15 protein-coding genes are annotated in these 16,858 nt (G+C 44.5%); all 15 read right to left on the reverse strand.

All coding sequences use genetic code 11. From position 1 onward, the window contains the following. Nucleotides 1-12: 12 nt before the first annotated feature. Complete coding sequence (gene hfq / locus TOCE_RS05915; RefSeq protein WP_013275983.1) at nt 13-270, reverse strand: RNA chaperone Hfq; 258 nt, start codon at nt 268-270, stop codon at nt 13-15. A gap of 40 nt (nt 271-310) precedes the next feature. Beyond that, nucleotides 311-1,255 (reverse strand): tRNA (adenosine(37)-N6)-dimethylallyltransferase MiaA, encoded by a 945-nt coding sequence (gene miaA / locus TOCE_RS05920; RefSeq protein WP_013275984.1) that lies wholly within the window; start codon nt 1,253-1,255, stop codon nt 311-313. Beyond that, nucleotides 1,248-3,029 carry a DNA mismatch repair endonuclease MutL gene (gene mutL / locus TOCE_RS05925; RefSeq protein WP_013275985.1) on the reverse strand — a complete coding sequence of 594 codons (1,782 nt, stop codon included), beginning with the start codon at nt 3,027-3,029 and terminating at the stop codon, nt 1,248-1,250. The genes miaA and mutL overlap by 8 nt, the downstream gene beginning before the upstream one ends. A 12-nt stretch (nt 3,030-3,041) precedes the next feature. Beyond that, nucleotides 3,042-5,633: a DNA mismatch repair protein MutS gene (gene mutS, locus TOCE_RS05930; protein WP_013275986.1), complete on the reverse strand. Its 2,592-nt coding sequence runs from the start codon at nt 5,631-5,633 to the stop codon at nt 3,042-3,044. Between the two features lie 28 nt (nt 5,634-5,661). Then, nucleotides 5,662-6,981: a tRNA (N6-isopentenyl adenosine(37)-C2)-methylthiotransferase MiaB gene (miaB, locus tag TOCE_RS05935; protein WP_013275987.1), complete on the reverse strand. Its 1,320-nt coding sequence runs from the start codon at nt 6,979-6,981 to the stop codon at nt 5,662-5,664. Nucleotides 6,982-7,067: 86 nt separating this feature from the next. Next, the gene (locus TOCE_RS05940) at nt 7,068-7,826 is read right to left on the reverse strand and encodes a uracil-DNA glycosylase (protein WP_013275988.1); all 759 of its coding nucleotides are present in this window, start codon (nt 7,824-7,826) and stop codon (nt 7,068-7,070) included. A gap of 93 nt (nt 7,827-7,919) precedes the next feature. After that, the gene (locus TOCE_RS05945; RefSeq protein ID WP_013275989.1) at nt 7,920-9,341 is read right to left on the reverse strand and encodes a VanW family protein; all 1,422 of its coding nucleotides are present in this window, start codon (nt 9,339-9,341) and stop codon (nt 7,920-7,922) included. 101 nt (nt 9,342-9,442) lie between these two features. Next, the gene (locus TOCE_RS05950; protein ID WP_013275990.1) at nt 9,443-10,843 is read right to left on the reverse strand and encodes an oxaloacetate decarboxylase subunit alpha; all 1,401 of its coding nucleotides are present in this window, start codon (nt 10,841-10,843) and stop codon (nt 9,443-9,445) included. 179 nt (nt 10,844-11,022) lie between these two features. Continuing rightward, entirely contained in the window at nt 11,023-11,433 is a 411-nt protein-coding gene (locus tag TOCE_RS05955; RefSeq protein ID WP_013275991.1) for a biotin/lipoyl-containing protein, read from the reverse strand. A gap of 24 nt (nt 11,434-11,457) precedes the next feature. After that, complete coding sequence (locus TOCE_RS05960; RefSeq protein WP_245523104.1) at nt 11,458-11,799, reverse strand: OadG family protein; 342 nt, start codon at nt 11,797-11,799, stop codon at nt 11,458-11,460. A gap of 11 nt (nt 11,800-11,810) precedes the next feature. After that, on the reverse strand, nt 11,811-13,364 hold the full coding sequence (locus TOCE_RS05965) for an acyl-CoA carboxylase subunit beta (protein WP_013275993.1): 1,554 nt from the start codon (nt 13,362-13,364) through the stop codon (nt 11,811-11,813). An 18-nt stretch (nt 13,365-13,382) separates the two neighbouring features. Next, nucleotides 13,383-13,784, reverse strand: coding sequence for a methylmalonyl-CoA epimerase (gene mce, locus TOCE_RS05970; RefSeq protein ID WP_013275994.1), 402 nt, complete (start codon nt 13,782-13,784; stop codon nt 13,383-13,385). Between the two features lie 12 nt (nt 13,785-13,796). Continuing rightward, nucleotides 13,797-14,726 carry a methylmalonyl Co-A mutase-associated GTPase MeaB gene (meaB, locus tag TOCE_RS05975; RefSeq protein WP_013275995.1) on the reverse strand — a complete coding sequence of 310 codons (930 nt, stop codon included), beginning with the start codon at nt 14,724-14,726 and terminating at the stop codon, nt 13,797-13,799. A 15-nt stretch (nt 14,727-14,741) separates the two neighbouring features. Next, entirely contained in the window at nt 14,742-15,143 is a 402-nt protein-coding gene (icmB, locus tag TOCE_RS05980; RefSeq protein ID WP_013275996.1) for a coenzyme B12-dependent isobutyryl CoA mutase small subunit, read from the reverse strand. Nucleotides 15,144-15,158: 15 nt separating this feature from the next. After that, nucleotides 15,159-16,838, reverse strand: coding sequence for an acyl-CoA mutase large subunit family protein (locus TOCE_RS05985; RefSeq protein ID WP_013275997.1), 1,680 nt, complete (start codon nt 16,836-16,838; stop codon nt 15,159-15,161). Between the last annotated feature and the right edge of the window lie 20 nt (nt 16,839-16,858).

Below are 16,858 nucleotides of genomic sequence, written 5' to 3' on the forward strand. Positions count from 1 at the left end.
GGAGTTTGCCTTTTATTGAACTTCTTCTGCTTTTTTCTCCGTCGAAAGACTGGTAAATACCACAGGCCTCTGAGGAGATATGGTCGATATAGCGTGTTTGTAAATCAGCAGCTGTTTGCCTTCGGAATCGAGCACCACGGTAAAATTGTCAAAACCCCGAACGTGCCCTTTTAATTGAAACCCGTTTACTAAATAAATAGTTACAGGAATGTTTTCCTTTCTCACTTGGTTTAAAAATCCATCCTGAATATTGATTTGAACTTTGGTCATCCTTTGTCCCCCTTTTAAATTATGTGTATTAAATTATATTCTAGGAATTTTTCAATTTTCCTTCAACGGATTTAACAATATTTTCTATAATTTTTCTCTCGCCTTCTCTGGATACGTCAAGCCAGATAATATTTTTATCCTTTCTGAACCAGGTATATTGCCTTTTTGCGTAACGGCGCGTATCTCTGGATATCAGATAAATGGCTTCCTCCAATGTTATTCGGCCTTGCAGGTAGTCAATAATCTGCCGGTATCCAAGGCCCTGCATAGGATTGAGGTCTTCGGAATACCCCATCTCCAGGAGCCTTTTTACTTCATCTACAAACCCCTTTTCAATCATCAATAATACTCTTTTATTTATCCTTTCATAAAGCTCTTCTCTTGGCCTGGTCAATCCGAAAATCAGAAGATCATAGGGGCTCTCCTGCTGTTTTGTCAACTCCTCAGAATATGAAAAAGGCACACCCGTTTTTATGTAAACTTCAAGGGCTCGTATAATCCTTCTCAGGTTGTTGGGATGAATTTTCTCCGCAGCTTTCGGGTCTACCTGCTTGAGCTTTTCGTAGAGAAATTCATTGCCGTATTTTTCGGCTTCGCTTTTTAACTGGAGTCTTAGTTCTTCATCCTTTTCAAAGTCGCAGAATGCGTAATTATAACAGACCGCGTTAACGTAAAGGCCGGTGCCACCCGAAAGTATCGGCAGCTTCCCCCGTGCGTGAATATCTGCGATACAATCCTTGGCCATTGATTGGAAGTCTGCTACGCTGAATTCCTTATCAGGGTCTACAATATCAATCATATGATGGGGAACTCCTTTTCTTTCACTTAGGGTAGGTTTAGCGGTGCCGATATCCATATATCTATAAATCTGCATGGAATCCGCGGATATTATTTCACCGTTCAATCTCAGTGCTACTTCGATAGCTATTTCGGTTTTCCCCACAGCAGTAGGGCCTACGATGGCGAGAAGCAGTTTTTTAACCATTTATCCTCCTGAATTTTTTTTCAAGTTCATATAGCGATATGGAAATCATCGTAGGCCTTCCGTGGGGACATGTATAGGGGTTTTGGGTTCTCATTAACTGATCCAGGAGTTCCCGCATTTCATCGGGAGAAAGGGTATCCCCCGCCTTGATTGCCGTGTGACAGGCCATAGATGCAAGAATCTTTTCGCGGGAACGGAGTCTAAATTCCCCGTTCTCTTTTAATTCATCCATTATTTCTTGTAAAGACGCGGGTTCCACCGGTTTGTTGAAAAAATACGGAACGGATCTGATCAATACTGTATCTTTTCCGAATACCTCGATATCGAATCCCATCCTCTTTATAAAATCGCGGTTTTCCTCGATAAAATTGATTTCTTCAAAGGTAAGTTTCAGAATAAATGGGGAAACCAGTTCCTGAGAAATTACCGGCAAATCCATGCCGCAGGAATAATACTCGTAAAGTATCCTCTCGTGAGCAGCGTGCTGGTCTACAAGGTAAAATTCCCCGTTACCCTGGACCACAATATAAGTTTCAAAGAGCTGTCCCAGGATTCTTGAAAAATATATTTCAGGTGCTTTTTTTTCTTCTTTGATGTTCGGAGCGGAGTGCTTTTTCGTTTCGCTTGGAACCGCTGTTTCGGTAAAAACCGGTTTGTTTTCTATTTTTCCACTTGTTCTGGTAAAATATTCTTCTTTCAAGAAATTCTCGTTCACTGCTCCATCGTAGTTTTTTGGTTTCGGAAAAGTCGTTTTAGGAATCGGCAGATCTTCTTTTGGCACCAGGGTGTTGCTAAAGAGGCCTTCTTTTACCGTCTCATACAGTGCCTGGTGAACTTCGTTTTCTCGCTGGAATCTAATTTCTATCTTTGCGGGGTGCACATTAACATCTACCAGGGAACCGTCTATGCTTATTTTTATAAAGGCTATAGGAAATTTATCACCGGGCAGCAGTGTTCTGTAGGCCTTTTCGAGAGAAGCGCTCAGTCCTCTGTCTTTAACAAGGCGTCCGTTGACAAAAAAAGTTTCCCAGGACCTATTACCTCTGGTGTACTTGGGAGGAGATATAAAACCATCTATACGACCGAAATCGAAGGTCTTGTTTATATGGATCAAATCTTTTGCCAGGTTGAAGCCGTAAATTCGGGCAATAACTTCCTTCAGGTTGCCGTTTCCCGGTGTGTAAAGCACTTCTTTGCCATCCACGGACAGTCTGAAAGAAATATCCGGGTGGCCTATGGCGTACCTGGTAACAAGGTCCACTACGAGCGATGCTTCCCTGGAATCGGACTGAAGAAATTTAAGCCTTGCCGGGGTATTGAAAAAAATATTCCTTACGATTACGCAACAGCCTTCCGCCACAGCTGCTTCCTCAAATTTTTCGATAACTCCCCCGTTTAACACGCATTTTGTGCCAACCACTGAACCGTGGGTTTTCGTAAGGACCGTCAGCAGGGAAACCGCCGCGATACTGGGGAGGGCTTCACCCCTAAAACCCAGGGTTTTAATATTGAAAATATCATCCAAGCTGGAAATCTTACTGGTAGCGTGCCTTTCAAAAGCAAGCCTCACATCTTCCGGGTCCATTCCCTCACCATCGTCAATGACCTTTATTAAACTTTTTCCTCCTTTTTCGATTTCTACAAAGATGTGCCTGCTGCCGGCATCGATGGAGTTTTCGACAAGTTCCTTCACCACCGATACGGGCTTTTCTATTATTTCTCCGGCCGCTATTTTGGAGGATATATTCTCATCCAGGACTTTTATTTTCCCCATAAAGCTTTCTCCTCAAATAATCTTTTGTTTTATTGAATAGAGTAAGTTCAAAGCCTCCAGCGGAGTTATCGTATTTATATCCAGCTCCTTTATCATGCGGATAACCTGCTCGTTCTTTAAACTCTCAATATTGAGCTGGACATCATCGAAAGGCGTATCTTTCGTTGCCGCTATTTGAGGTTCTCTAGCCCTTGCGCCGTCATTTTGTTCCAGATCCTTCAGGATTTCCTGAGCCCTCAGTATTACGCTTTTAGGTAAGCCTGCAAGTTTGGCCACTTCGATACCGTAACTTCTATCGGCCTCGCCGGGCACGATTTTTCTCAAGAATATGATATCTTCTCCTCGCTCTTTTACCATCACTTTGAAGTTTTTTACTCCCTTGAGCTTTTTGAGTTGGGTTATTTCATGGTAGTGGGTGGCAAAAAGGGTTTTTGCCTTTATATTTTTGTGTATGTATTCAATTACGGCCCAAGCGATGCTCAAGCCGTCGTAAGTGCTGGTACCTCGACCTATCTCATCGAGTATGAGCAAGCTCTTGGGAGTTGCATGCTTCAAAATATTGGCCACCTCGGTCATTTCCACCATAAAGGTGCTCTGTCCAGAGGCTAGGTTGTCTGAAGCGCCAATACGGGTAAATATACGGTCCACAATACCGATTTGGGCACTTTTAGCCGGTACAAAGCTCCCTATCTGGGCCATAAGTACGATTAATGCTACCTGCCTCATGTAGGTGGATTTCCCGGCCATATTAGGGCCCGTTATGATCGATATCATGGAATCGCTGCAGTTTATATGAGTGTCATTGGGTATGAACATTTCATCCTTTAAAGTCAATTCGACTACAGGATGACGGCCTTCCACTATATTTATTTCGTCGTTTAATGTGAGCTCAGGTTTGACGTAATTATTGCTGGAAGCTACCTCAGCCAACGATACAAGCGCATCAAGAACCGAAACTACCTGAGCACTTTTTTTCAGTCTGGTGATTTTGGTAATCAGGTCTTCCCGGATTTTGCAGAAAATCTGGTATTCAAGGTCCAGCAGTTTTTCCTCGGCACCCATTATGAGTGATTCGTATTCCTTTAACTCTTCGGTGATAAACCTCTCTCCGTTGGCTAGAGTCTGTTTCCTTATATAATCCTTTGGAACCAGAGACAAATTAGCTTTTGTTATTTCAATATAATAACCGAAAACCTTGTTATAGCCAACTTTTAGCGATTTTATACCGGTTCTTTCCCGCTCTTTTCTTTCAAGTTCGGCTATCCATGATTTACCTTCAGTGGAAGCTTTTCTTAATCTATCTACTTCTGAGTCAAACCCGTCTTTTATTATGCCTCCTTCTTTAACTGATATGGGTGGATCGTCGTTTATTGCTTTCTCTAAAAGTTCGTACACGTCATTCAGCAGATCCAATTCATTGTATAGCGTTATCAGTAATTTTGACCGGCACCCGGCCAGTAACTCCTTTATTTTCGGAAAATGCTTTACTGTGTTTTTTATAGCCAGGAGGTCCCTGGCGTTAAGGTTTCCACAGACCAACTTTCCCGTCAATCTTTCAAGGTCATAGAGGTTTTTAAGCTGCTCCCTGAGTTCCTGCCTTAAAAAATAGTTTTGATACAGTTCTTCTACGGCATCCTGCCTCTCTTTTATTTTTATGATGTCTATTAAAGGTTGTTCAATCCATTTTCTCAGGGTCCTGCCCCCCATGGACGTTACGGTCTTATCAAGGACCCATAATAAACTCCCCTGCTTTTTACCGTCCATGAGGGACTGGGTCAGTTCCAGGTTCCTCCTACAGGTTACGTCTAGAGCCATGTATTCGGTTCTCTCGTAATACCTAATGGAGTTAATGTGACTTAAAGAAAGCCTCTGGGTTTCTCTAAGGTAGTTAAGGCATGCACCCGAGGCAATAGTGGCAAAAGGCCTTTTGAAAATGTCTTCTAGCTCGTTTCCGCTGAATTGAGACATTAAAAGCTCTCTAGCTGACTCTGCCTGAAAGTAATCGTTTTCTTTAAAAGTGAGGAGAATATTGAAATTTGTATTTACAGCCTTATTAAGGAACGTATCTTGTAAAAATCCGGCATTGACAAGGCATTCTCGCGGTTCAAGCTTTGAAAGCTCATCAAGTAGTTCCTGATAGGGATAAGCACAGTGTATTTCAGTAGTTAGAAATTCACCTGTCATCAGGTCCGTCGCTGCTATTCCGAAATCGTTATTTTCTCTGTATATGCACACCAGATAATTATTCTTCTTTTCCTCCAGCGCGCTAATTTCCGTGATGGTGCCCGGGGTTATGATTTTTACGACTTCTCGTTTTACTATTCCCTTTGCCTGTTTGGGATCTTCCACCTGCTCACATATTACAACTTTGTAACCTTTGCTGATGAGCTTATATATATACTGATCTGCTGCATGATAAGGGACCCCGGCCATTGGCACTCTATTTTCAGGGTCCCTTGAGGTTAGAGCGATCTCTAGCTCCCGGGCGGCTATGTGAGCATCGTCAAAAAACATTTCGTAAAAATCCCCGAGGCGGAAAAACACGATATAGTCTTTGTACTTTTCTTTAATCTCTCTGTACTGTTTTAACATCGGAGTATCCATTGAAAGCCTTAAGACCCCCTTAAAAAACTTACTTCAGCACTTCGCCTATTAGAGACCAAGTATGGGGTTCGGTTATTCTCACTTCAACCAACTTTCCTATCAAATCGGCGGGGCCTTCAAAATTTACAACCTTGTTTGTCCGGGTCCTGCCGGTTAGTTTCTCTGGGTTGTTCCGGCTTGGGCCTTCGACCAAAACTTCAACGACCTGTCCTTTGAGTGCTTTATTCTTTTTTGCGCTTATAGAGTCCTGAAGGCGCATCAACCGGTCTAATCTTTCCTTTTTTACGTCTTCGTCAACTTGATTTTCCATTTCGGCAGCGGGGGTACCCTTGCGTTTTGAATATACGAACATAAAAGCCTGGTCATATTCAACTCTTCTCACGAGGTCAAGCGTATCCTGAAAATCCTCTTCGGTTTCCCCGGGAAAACCTACTATAATGTCGGTAGAAATCGCGATATCTGATATGGCATCCCTCAGTTTTTTCACCAATTCCATATAGTGTTCCCTTGTATATCTCCTGTTCATCGCCTCTAGGATCCTGTTGCTGCCGGCTTGAACAGGCAGGTGGATGTGTTCGCATACCTTTTTACAGTCCCTCATTGCATAAATCAATTCGTCGGAAAGGTCCTTTGGATGGGATGTGGTAAACCTTATTCGCTCAATCCCGTCGATATCATTTAAGCGTCTTAAAAGTTCCGGAAACGTAACGGCACCACCTAGGTCCTTTCCGTAAGAATTCACGTTCTGCCCCAGCAGGTTTATTTCCTTGAATCCCTGCTTTGCGAGTTCTTCCACTTCTCTTACAATGTCTTCGGGATTTCTGCTTTTTTCCCTGCCTCTAACGTAAGGCACTATACAGTAGGTGCAGAAATTATTGCATCCGTAGGTAATAGTAACCCAGGCTTTAATCTTATCTTCCCGCTCTACAGGGAGGTCCTCCTCTATTTGCGAAGATTCGCCGCCGGTTTCAATTACCGTCATATTGGCAAGCCTTGCATTTTCTATTAACTGGGGCAATTTATGGACGTTGTGTATGCCGAATATGAGGTCTACGTATGGGAAGTGTTCTGTGATGTACTCTACGACATGCGGTTGCTGAATCATACAACCGCATATACCCAGCACCAGGTTGGGATTTCGCTGTTTAAACTGCTTCAACTGGCCGATTCGACCGTATACCTTTCTTTCCGCGTTCTCCCTGACGCAACAGGTATTGAGGATTATCAAATCGGCTTCCTTTAAATTGCCAGCCGGGCAATATCCCATTTTCTGCAGTACGCCGGAAATAACTTCCGTATCATGAAGGTTCATCTGGCAGCCCCATGTCAATATGTGGTATTTTAGCATTTATGTGATCCCTCCAATGGACGGTCAAAATTACTGTTCATTTTTTTAATTATAGCCCTTTTTTATGGGCAAAACAATGCGACGTTTTAGTTGAATTTGTAATCAGAAAGTTCCCGAACCTTTTCTATAGCTTTATTAAAATCACCCCAAACCTGCCATTTAACTCTCTTTAGAGTTTCTCCACCCTGGCGCAGAATATAAGCAGGATGGAAGGTCGGCATTATCCAGAATCCTCTTTTATATATCCACTGCCCTCTGCTTTGCATAATGCTGCTGTTCGGCTTGAAATAGTTTAGAGGAACCGATCCCAGGGTTATTATAACCTTTGGCGCTATAAATTCAAGTTCCAGTTCGAGTATTCTTTTACAGGCTTTAATCTCTTTTGACTGGGGCGTTCTGTTCATTGGTGGCCGGCACTTTACCACATTGGTGATGTAAACTTTTTTGCGATCGATGTTAAGCTTATTTAAAATTGCTGTAAGCAGCTGCCCCGCACGGCCGACAAAGGGTTTTCCCTGTTTGTCCTCTTCAAATCCCGGACCTTCGCCTATGAGCATCAAGGGAGAATTCCAATCGCCATCACCCGGAACCTTTTGAGTGTGACATTCCGCCAGGTGAAGCGGACATTCCCCGCACTCGTAAAGCAGTTTGAGGACTTCGTTTTTGAGAAAATCCCTCATTTTAGCGGATTGTTCGCCTTTATCATGAACCATTTTAATTATTTCGCCGTAAGATATTTCGGATATACCGTATTCTTTTTTTAAAGACATTAAAATTCTAATATGATGTGGCAGGGTAATTTCTTTACCGCCGAAAATCGCCTTTAGTCTATCTAAATTCTCCATTTTTTAACCCTCCGCACGTCCTAATTGTTATTATAACATATTAGAATCCGATGCTAAATAAAAAACCCCTTTCGGGGTTATCGTTAATAATTTTTATTGATTTACAGTTTCCGGTTGTTCAGACGGCGGATGGTTGTCGGCGGGCGTTTTCGCGCTTTCTTTGCTTTTCGTGGGGTCGGTTTTAGCCGGAGGTTCTTTTTTACCTACGAACATGATGGTAGCGGTGGGATTGTACGTATCTATCGATAAGAGCTTTTTCTCTTGAGTTCCATTATGGGAGACTATTTTCCATACTTTAACCTGATAACCGGGCCTTCCTTCCTGAATCTCTATTTTGCCTTTTTCCAAGCTATAATCCTCTTTTACTGTAACGGGTGGCGGTATTTTTTTTACCACTTCCGTCACTATTTTTATCTTTTTATCATTCTTCTTGCTTCCGTAAAATTTTACAGTCAGTGTGTCCTCTTTAACTTCGGCATGGAGGAGCAGGTACCCTCCAGTATTGTTTTTGAACTTTAAATCTATGAGTCCATAATTTACCGTTGCATCCCTACCCAGCGGTACGTAATTTACCGGCAGGGAGTGATTTGATCTTTCCACGATCTCGAGATCAGTTATTAATGCCAGGTTATAAAGAGTGCTGGAGAGCTGACATACTCCTCCTCCGATGCCGGAGATAACTTCGTTATTAAAAAAAATGGGAGCTTCTTTATAACCCTCTTTACTGCTACGCTCTCCTACGGCGTCGTTGAAAGAAAAAACCTCTCCTGGAGGAATTATGTAACCATCAAGCTTTTTTGCTGCCAGTTTTATGTTTGTACTTCTCCCTACCTGGGTTTTATCAAATTTTGTGGAGAAACTTGCCATTTCTACTTTTATATTCATTTTCATTAGAGCTTCGCTGGTTACTTCGGGTTTTATAGTAATTACAGGAACTTGTATTTTCTTCTCCTGACTCCAAATAGCATCTAGTATTTTCTGTTTTAAATTTTCTGTATCCACCTGGATTCCTTCTATTTCTTTTTCAATCATTACTATATCATCGACTATTTTAAATCTGGCGTTTTGTGGTTTCCGAGCTATGTCTTTAGAGATCCTTTCTATAATGGCTTTAAACGGATCAACTTTAATTTCTGCAGCAAGGTCAATTTTTTTTGGTATTCTAGACAGTTTTAAACGGTTAAAAAATCTTAATATAAAATTTCCGCTCTTTCCCTCGGAAATCGCTTCATCTATAGCTTTTTCCAGTTTTACATTGATAATCTCTTTCGGGTTGAGGTCCCATATTTTATCTGAATAATACAGGGTAACTGTATTATTTAAGTTCTCTTCAACGTATTTTTTTACTTTCTCTTCTGCCTCCTCGCGAAAGAGACCTCCTACATAAACCTGGCCGATGTATACTCCTCCCAAAACATCATCGCTATGTCTTCTTTCATAGCAATATATACCGTAAACGGAGCATATTATAAATAAAAGCAGAATTACAACAATGATGTTAAACTTTTTTTTCATCAAAATCACCTTTTTGCAATTTCTACTTTTATGTATAATCTTGCTACCATAAAATAATTCATCAAAAAAATTAAATAAAAAAATAACCCCCTTTCGGAGGTTTATACTGGATAATAATTAAATTTACTATCCTCATTTGCAAGATTCTGGTCTATATGGTACTTTTGCGCCTGCCTTTCCTGGAAAAATTTCATTGCAATTTGTGGGAACAATGTATAGGTGAGCACATCTTCTTCTTTTTCCATATAATAAGCAACAGCCTTATACGCCTTTTCCAGTTCGGGTTCTAAAAGGTCTGCCGGGCGGCATGTTATTATTTCTTCATTGCCGATGATTTTTTGTTTTATATCCGGTTTTATGGGAGCAGGTGGTCTGCCGTAAAGTCCTTTCACGTAGTTTTTTACTTCGTTTATTACAACTTTGTATCTCTCGCCGGTTATTACGTTTATAACCGCCTGGGTTCCCACTATTTGACTTGTAGGAGTTACCAGAGGCGGATACCCCAGGTCTTCCCTTACCCTCGGGACCTCTCTTAAAACCTCGGGGAGTTTGTCTAGGGCATTCTGTTCCTTAAGCTGACTTGTAAGGTTTGACAGCATACCACCCGGAATTTGATAGTTTAGCACTGCGGTATCGACCATAGTCACGACACTGTCGATTTTATAACCCGCGCGTACCTTTTTAAAGTATTCTGCTATGTGCGATAAAAGTTCCATATCAAGACCGGTGTCAAAGGGGGTGTCTTTTAGAACTGCCACCATTGCTTCCGTCGCAGGTTGGGAGGTTCCCATGGCGAAGGGCGATATTGCCGTATCTATGATGTCTACCCCGGCTTCTACTGCCTTGAGGTAAGTCATTGACGCCATTCCGCTGGTGTAATGGCTGTGAAGCTGCACAGGTACTTTAATTTCTTTCTTTAACCTGGTTATCAGATCGTATGCGTTGTAGGGTGTGAGTAAACCAGCCATATCTTTAATGCAGAGCGAGTCAACGCCAATTTCAACCAGACTTTTTGCCAGGGAAACGAAATAATCGTTATCGTGCACTGGGCTTATGGTGTATACAACTGTCCCCTGGACGTGAGCGCCACTTTTTTTTGCAACTTCTATGGATTTTTGCATGTTTCTTATATCGTTCAGTGCATCAAATATCCTGATTATGTCTATGCCATTTTCTACAGATTTTTTAACAAAGAGCTCTACTACGTCGTCAGGGTAATGTCGGTATCCCAGCAGGTTCTGGCCCCGTAGAAGCATCTGTAGGGGCGTCTTTTTGATTTTCTCCTTAAGCTTTCTAAGTCTAATCCAGGGGTCTTCGTTAAGATAGCGGATGCAGCTGTCAAAGGTTGCTCCTCCCCATACTTCCAGGGAGTGAAAGCCAACCTCATCGAGTTTTTCAGCGATCGGAAGCATCTCTTCAATTTTCATCCGGGTTGCTATAAGGGATTGATGCGCGTCCCTTAAAATAGTATCGGTAATTCCGACTCTACGCTTTTGCGTCATCAAAAGATCCCTCTCTTAAAATATTAATATACCGGCCTGAAATTATCCCCCGTACAGCGAAAGCAGCACGCCTGCAACGATGGCAGAGCCTATGAAAGGCAGCCACGTTGGGACCCACGGCGTGCATCCAGTATTTAGTATAAAGTTGTGGTCAATGAGAGTTATTATAAAAAGTTTGTTTATTCCATAACAGCTAGAATATCACCGGTGTTGACGGAAGCCCCTTCGCTTACTTCTATGGAAAGGATGGTGCCGTCCTGGGGTGCTTGGATTTCGTTTTCCATTTTCATAGCTTCAAGGATCATTATTACCTGGCCTTTTTTGACGCTCGAGCCCGGTTTTGCTTTTATCGAAAGAATTGTGCCGGGCATGGGGGCGTCTATCGTGAGTTTTCCGGCAGCAGCGGCTTTTTTAGGTGCCTTTGCAGGGGCTGGTGCCGCTTTGGGGGCTTCGGCTTTTGGCGCCTGAACCGCTTCTTTTTTGGGAGCAGGTGCTGGTGCTGCCGCAGGGGCCTTTATTTCTTCACCCCCTAATTCTTCCACTTCAACTTCGTAGGTCTTTCCGTTTACCGAGATTCTGTATTTTTTCATGGTATTTCCCCTTTCTTTTGATTTTTACTCCATTGGATTCAGCCTTGATTCCATACCCCAGATTGGGGTCGTTTGATGGATTCTCCTAATTAACCCTATTTTTATCCGGTCAGCGGGTTTTTGAAGGTATGCCGAAAGAGCGGCCGTTATGACGGCCACAAGTTCCTCTTCGCCTTCTTCTGTTTCTTCCTTAATCACCATTTCTTCCTGTGCCGGGCCTGACAGGTTTTCGGGTTCATTTTTGTCAGGCCTGTTAAATACGGCCCGAATGAAGTCTGAAAAGAGGGATAGCGCGATGAGGGGTATTCCAGCGCCGAGAACTCCACCACCTAGGGATTCTGTAAATGTAAGTTCTGTCATTTTCATCCCCCTTTCTTTTAGACGGGCATGTTGCCGTGTTTCTTGGCGGGCCGCTTTTCTCTTTTTGTCGCCAGCATTTCAAGAGCGCTTATTAGCTTTACTCTGGTTGTGGAGGGTTCTATTACGTCGTCGATGTAGCCTCTTTTGGCGGCTTGATACGGTGTTGCGAATTTATTCCGGTATTCTTCGATCTTCTCTTTCCTGGTGGCAGCAGGATCTTTAGACTGTTCGATTTCTTTTCTGAATATGATGTTGGCCGCTCCTTCAGGGCCCATTACGGCTATTTCGGCGGTAGGCCAGGCAAATACCTGGTCGGCTCCCAGGTGTTTGGAGCACATGGCTATATACGCTCCGCCGTAGGCCTTCCTCACTATCACCGTTATCTTGGGCACGGTTGCTTCGGAGTAGGCGTAAAGGAGTTTTGCGCCGTGCCTTATGATGCCGTTGTGCTCCTGCGTTACACCGGGCAGATAACCCGGAGTGTCGGTGAAGGTTATTATGGGGACGTTGAAGGCATCGCAAAAGCGCACGAATCTTGCGGCTTTGTCGGAGGCGTTTATGTCGAGGCAGCCTGCAAGGACTTTGGGCTGGTTGGCCAGGATACCCACGCTTCTGCCGTTAATTCTCGCAAAGCCGGTTATCATGTTCTGAGCAAAGTGAGGCTGCACTTCGAAGAAGTCGCCGCCGTCCACTATCTTTTTGATGACTTCTTTCATGTCGTAGGGTCTGTTGGGGTCTGCTGGCACAAGACTGTTCAATTCTTCTATTATTTTAAAGGCTTCGTCTTTGGGTTCGACATACGGTGGGTCTTCCAGGTTGTTCGACGGTATATATGAGAGCAGTTTCTTTATGCTCTCGATGCACTCTTCTTCGTTTGCCGCTAAAAAGTGGGCAACGCCGCTTTTTGTGTTGTGAGCAAGGCCGCCACCCAGTTCTTCGGGGCTCACTTCTTCGCCAGTTACGGCTTTTATTACCTGGGGGCCGGTTATGAACATTTTGCTTATGCCGTCCACCATGAATATGAAGTCGGTGAGGGCCGGAGAATATACGGCGCCGCCGGCGCAGGGCCCAAGAATTACCGATATCTGGGGTATGACGCCGGATGCTATGGTGTTCCTGTAGAATATGTCGCCGTAGCCTTTTAAGGCGTCGACGCCTTCCTGGATCCTGGCTCCCCCTGAGTCGTTGAGGCCTATGACGGGAGCACCCATTTTCATGGCCATGTCCATTATTTTGCATATTTTTGCGGCATGCATTTCTCCTAAGGAACCGCCTATTACGGTGAAGTCCTGGGCAAAGACAAATACGAGTCTTCCGTTTACGGTGCCGTAGCCGGTGACGACTCCCTCGCCCGGTGCTTTCGTATCTGCCATGTCAAACTCTATGCAGCGGTGTTCTACAAAAGCGTCGATTTCTACAAAGCTTCCTTCATCCAGGAGTTTTTCGATCCTCTCCCGGGCGGTGAGTTTACCGCTCTCGTGCTGTTTTTTTATCTTACCCTCGCCGCCACCGAGCTGGACTTCATTTCTCTTTTTCCTCAGTATCTCGAGTTTTTGCTCCATGGTCTCCATTTGCCCTTTCACTCTCCTTTATCTCTCGCAAAGTTCTATGAGCACGCCTTTCGTAGCTTTGGGATGGATGAAGGCGATTTTCGCTCCCCCTGCACCGTATCTGGGTTTTTCATCGATTAGCCTTACACCCTTTTGCTTGAGCTCTTCCAGAGCTTTTTCAATATCGTCCACCCGGAAGGCTATGTGCTGTATCCCCTCGCCGTTTTTCTCTATGAACCGTGCGATAGGGCCTTCGGGGTCGGTGGATTCAAGAAGTTCCACTTCGCTTTCTCCTACCGGTATGAAGGCTACTTTTACTTTCTGCTCCGCCACCTCTTCCACGCCGTGCATTTCAAGCCCTAAAAGTTCGGTGTATATTTTCGACGCCTCTTCTATGCTTTTTACGGCTATCCCTATGTGGTCGATTTTCAAGGTTTTCATGATTTTTACCTCCTAAAATATTTCTTTTGTAAGGATATCTAAGGCTGTATACGGGTCAACCGTCCGATTGGATATATCACGCACCAGCATGTCTATTTTGGATTCGTTCTTCTGGAGTATCAGCCTGGTGATATGTTCTTTTAGTAGTTCCATGAATTCTTCCTTTACTCTCGTCTTTCTTTTTTGTTCCAGAATTCCATTTTTGCATAAATAGTCGAGGTGCTCGCTTATCCTGCACTCCAGGACATCTATACCTTCGCCGGTAACGGCAACGGTTTTGACGATTGGAGGCCTGAAATCGAAATCTTTCTGTGAAAGTTCCATCATCATTTCGATTTCGTGAACCAGCCTGTCGGCTCCCTCCCTGTCGGACTTGTTTACAGCAAAAATATCGGCTATTTCCATTATCCCCGCTTTTATAGCCTGTACGTCGTCGCCAAGGCCGGGGACCAGTACAAGCACGACTGTATCAGCTAGCTTCACAATGTCTATTTCCGTCTGACCTACACCCACGGTTTCGATTATAACGTAATCCATACCATAAGCATCCAGCACTTTTACTGCGTCGTAGGCGGCTTTTGTTATACCGCCCAAGGAGCCGCGGCTGCCCATACTTCTGATGAAGATACCTTCGTCCAGTGTTAAATCCTGCATCCTTATTCTGTCGCCCAGCAAAGCGCCCCCGGTGAAGGGGCTGGTGGGATCGACGGCTATTATCCCCACCGTTTTGCCCTTCTCCCGGATTTTTTTGGCTAGCTCGTTGACAAGGCTGCTCTTGCCGGCGCCGGGTGGTCCGGTGATACCTATGACAAAAGAATTTCCCGTGTACTTATACAGTTTTTTTAAGGCCTCTCTAGCTTCTAAGTTCTCGCGCTCTATGAGGGTTATGAGTCTTGCTACAGCCCTCTTATCCTTTTGTAATATTTTTTCCGCCAGGTCCAAATTGTACACCCCTAACTATTTCTTAACATTGTTTTTTATAAACTCCACTATTTGAGAAATAGGTGTGCCCGGGGTAAATATCTCTGCTATGCCGCACTCCTTCAGGTAAGGAATGTCATCGTGGGGTATTACACCTCCGCCAACTACCAGGATATCATCGGCTCCCTTTTCCCTCAAAAGTTCTATTACCCTGGGGAAGAGCACGTTGTGGGCTCCGGACAGTATCGAAAGCCCTATTACGTCTACGTCTTCCTGGATGGCGGCTTCTACTATCTGTTCAGGAGTCTGGCGAAGTCCGGTGTAGATTACTTCCATCCCCGCGTCTCTCAAAGCCCTGGCTATTACTTTTGCTCCACGGTCATGGCCGTCAAGGCCCGGTTTTGCTATCAATACTCTTATCGTCTTTGTTTCCTGCATTTTTTTCACCCCTCGTTAAAAGGTTACGGTAGCCTTGTATTCGCCGAATACCCGGCGCAGGGTGTCGCATATTTCACCCAGAGTGGCATACGCCTTTACGCAGTTTATTATGCTCGGCATGAGGTTTTCATCGGTGGCAGCTTTTTTGGAGAGTTCCTCCAGTGCGTTTTGGACGGCTATGTTGTCCCTGGTTGCCCTCAGTGTTTCGAGTTTCTTTTTCTGTATTTTTTCGACTTCCGGATTTACTTTTAGGAGGTTCTTCGGCGGTTCTTCTTCTATCTGGAATTTGTTTACTCCCACTACTATCCTGCGGCCCGATTCGATTTCCTGCTGGTATCTGTAGGCGCTGTCTTGGATTTCCTGCTGGATGTAGCCTTTTTCTATGGCCTTCGGGGCGCCTCCAAGTTCGTCGATTTTTTGTATATATTCCATGGCTTTTTGTTCTATGAGGTTTGTGAGGTGTTCTACATAGTAGGAACCAGCAAGCGGATCTATTGTCTCCGTTACTCCGCTTTCGTAAGCTATTATCTGCTGGGTCCTCAGAGCTATTCTCACGGATTCTTCGGTCGGTAAAGCCAGTGCTTCGTCTCTTGAGTTGGTGTGCAGCGATTGGGTGCCTCCCAGCACTGCTGCCAGAGCCTGGATGGTTACCCTTACTATGTTGTTGTCCGGCTGCTGAGCGGTAAGGGTGGACCCACCGGTCTGGGTGTGGAAGCGCAGCATCATTGATTTCGGGTTTTTGGCTTTGAAACGTTCTTTCATTATACGGGCCCACAGTCTCCTCGCTGCTCTGAATTTGGCCACTTCTTCCAGCAGGTCGTTGTGGGCGTTGAAGAAGAAGGAAAGTCTCGGAGCAAATTCGTCGACGTCAAGGCCAGCTTTTATTGCGGCTTCTACGTAGGCTATACCGTTGGCCAAGGTGAAGGCCACTTCCTGTACCGCCGTGGCTCCCGCTTCCCTTATGTGGTAGCCGCTTATGCTTATGGTGTTCCATTTTGGCACGTGCTTGGAGCAGAATTCAAAGATGTTGGTGATGAGCCTCATGGATGGCTCCGGCGGGAATATATAGGTGCCCCGCGCCACGTATTCTTTCAGTATGTCGTTCTGGATGGTCCCCGATAGTTTGTCGGCGCTCACTCCCTGTTTTTCCGCCACAGCTATATACATGGCAAGAAGTACCGAAGCAGGAGCGTTTATGGTCATGGATGTGCTGACCTGATCCAGGGGTATGCCGTCAAACAGTATCTCCATGTCTTTCAGCGAGTCGATGGCTACGCCTACTTTGCCCACTTCACCTTGAGCTAGGGGATGGTCAGAGTCGTAGCCTATCTGGGTGGGCAGGTCGAAAGCCACACTCAAGCCTGTCTGTCCCTGGGACAGGAGATATTTATATCTTTCGTTGGATTCTTCAGCGGTGCCAAAGCCCGCATACTGCCTCATGGTCCAGAAGCGGCCTCTATACATTGTGGGCTGAATTCCCCTGGTGTAAGGGTATTCACCGGGAAAACCCAGGTCTTTCATATAGTCTAGTTCTTGTACATCTAATGGTGTATACAGGCGGTCCACTTCTAAGTTGGAGCCGGTGTAGAATTTTTCATGCCTCTCTGGAGTCTTTTTTATGACTTTGTCTACTGTTGTACTTTCCCATCTTGTCTTTTCTTGTTCAAGTTTTTTGAGGGATTCCTTATCAAACATCAACAGCCCTCCTATGTTTT

Source organism: Thermosediminibacter oceani DSM 16646 (genome assembly GCF_000144645.1).
GTDB classification, from domain to species: domain Bacteria; phylum Bacillota; class Thermosediminibacteria; order Thermosediminibacterales; family Thermosediminibacteraceae; genus Thermosediminibacter; species Thermosediminibacter oceani.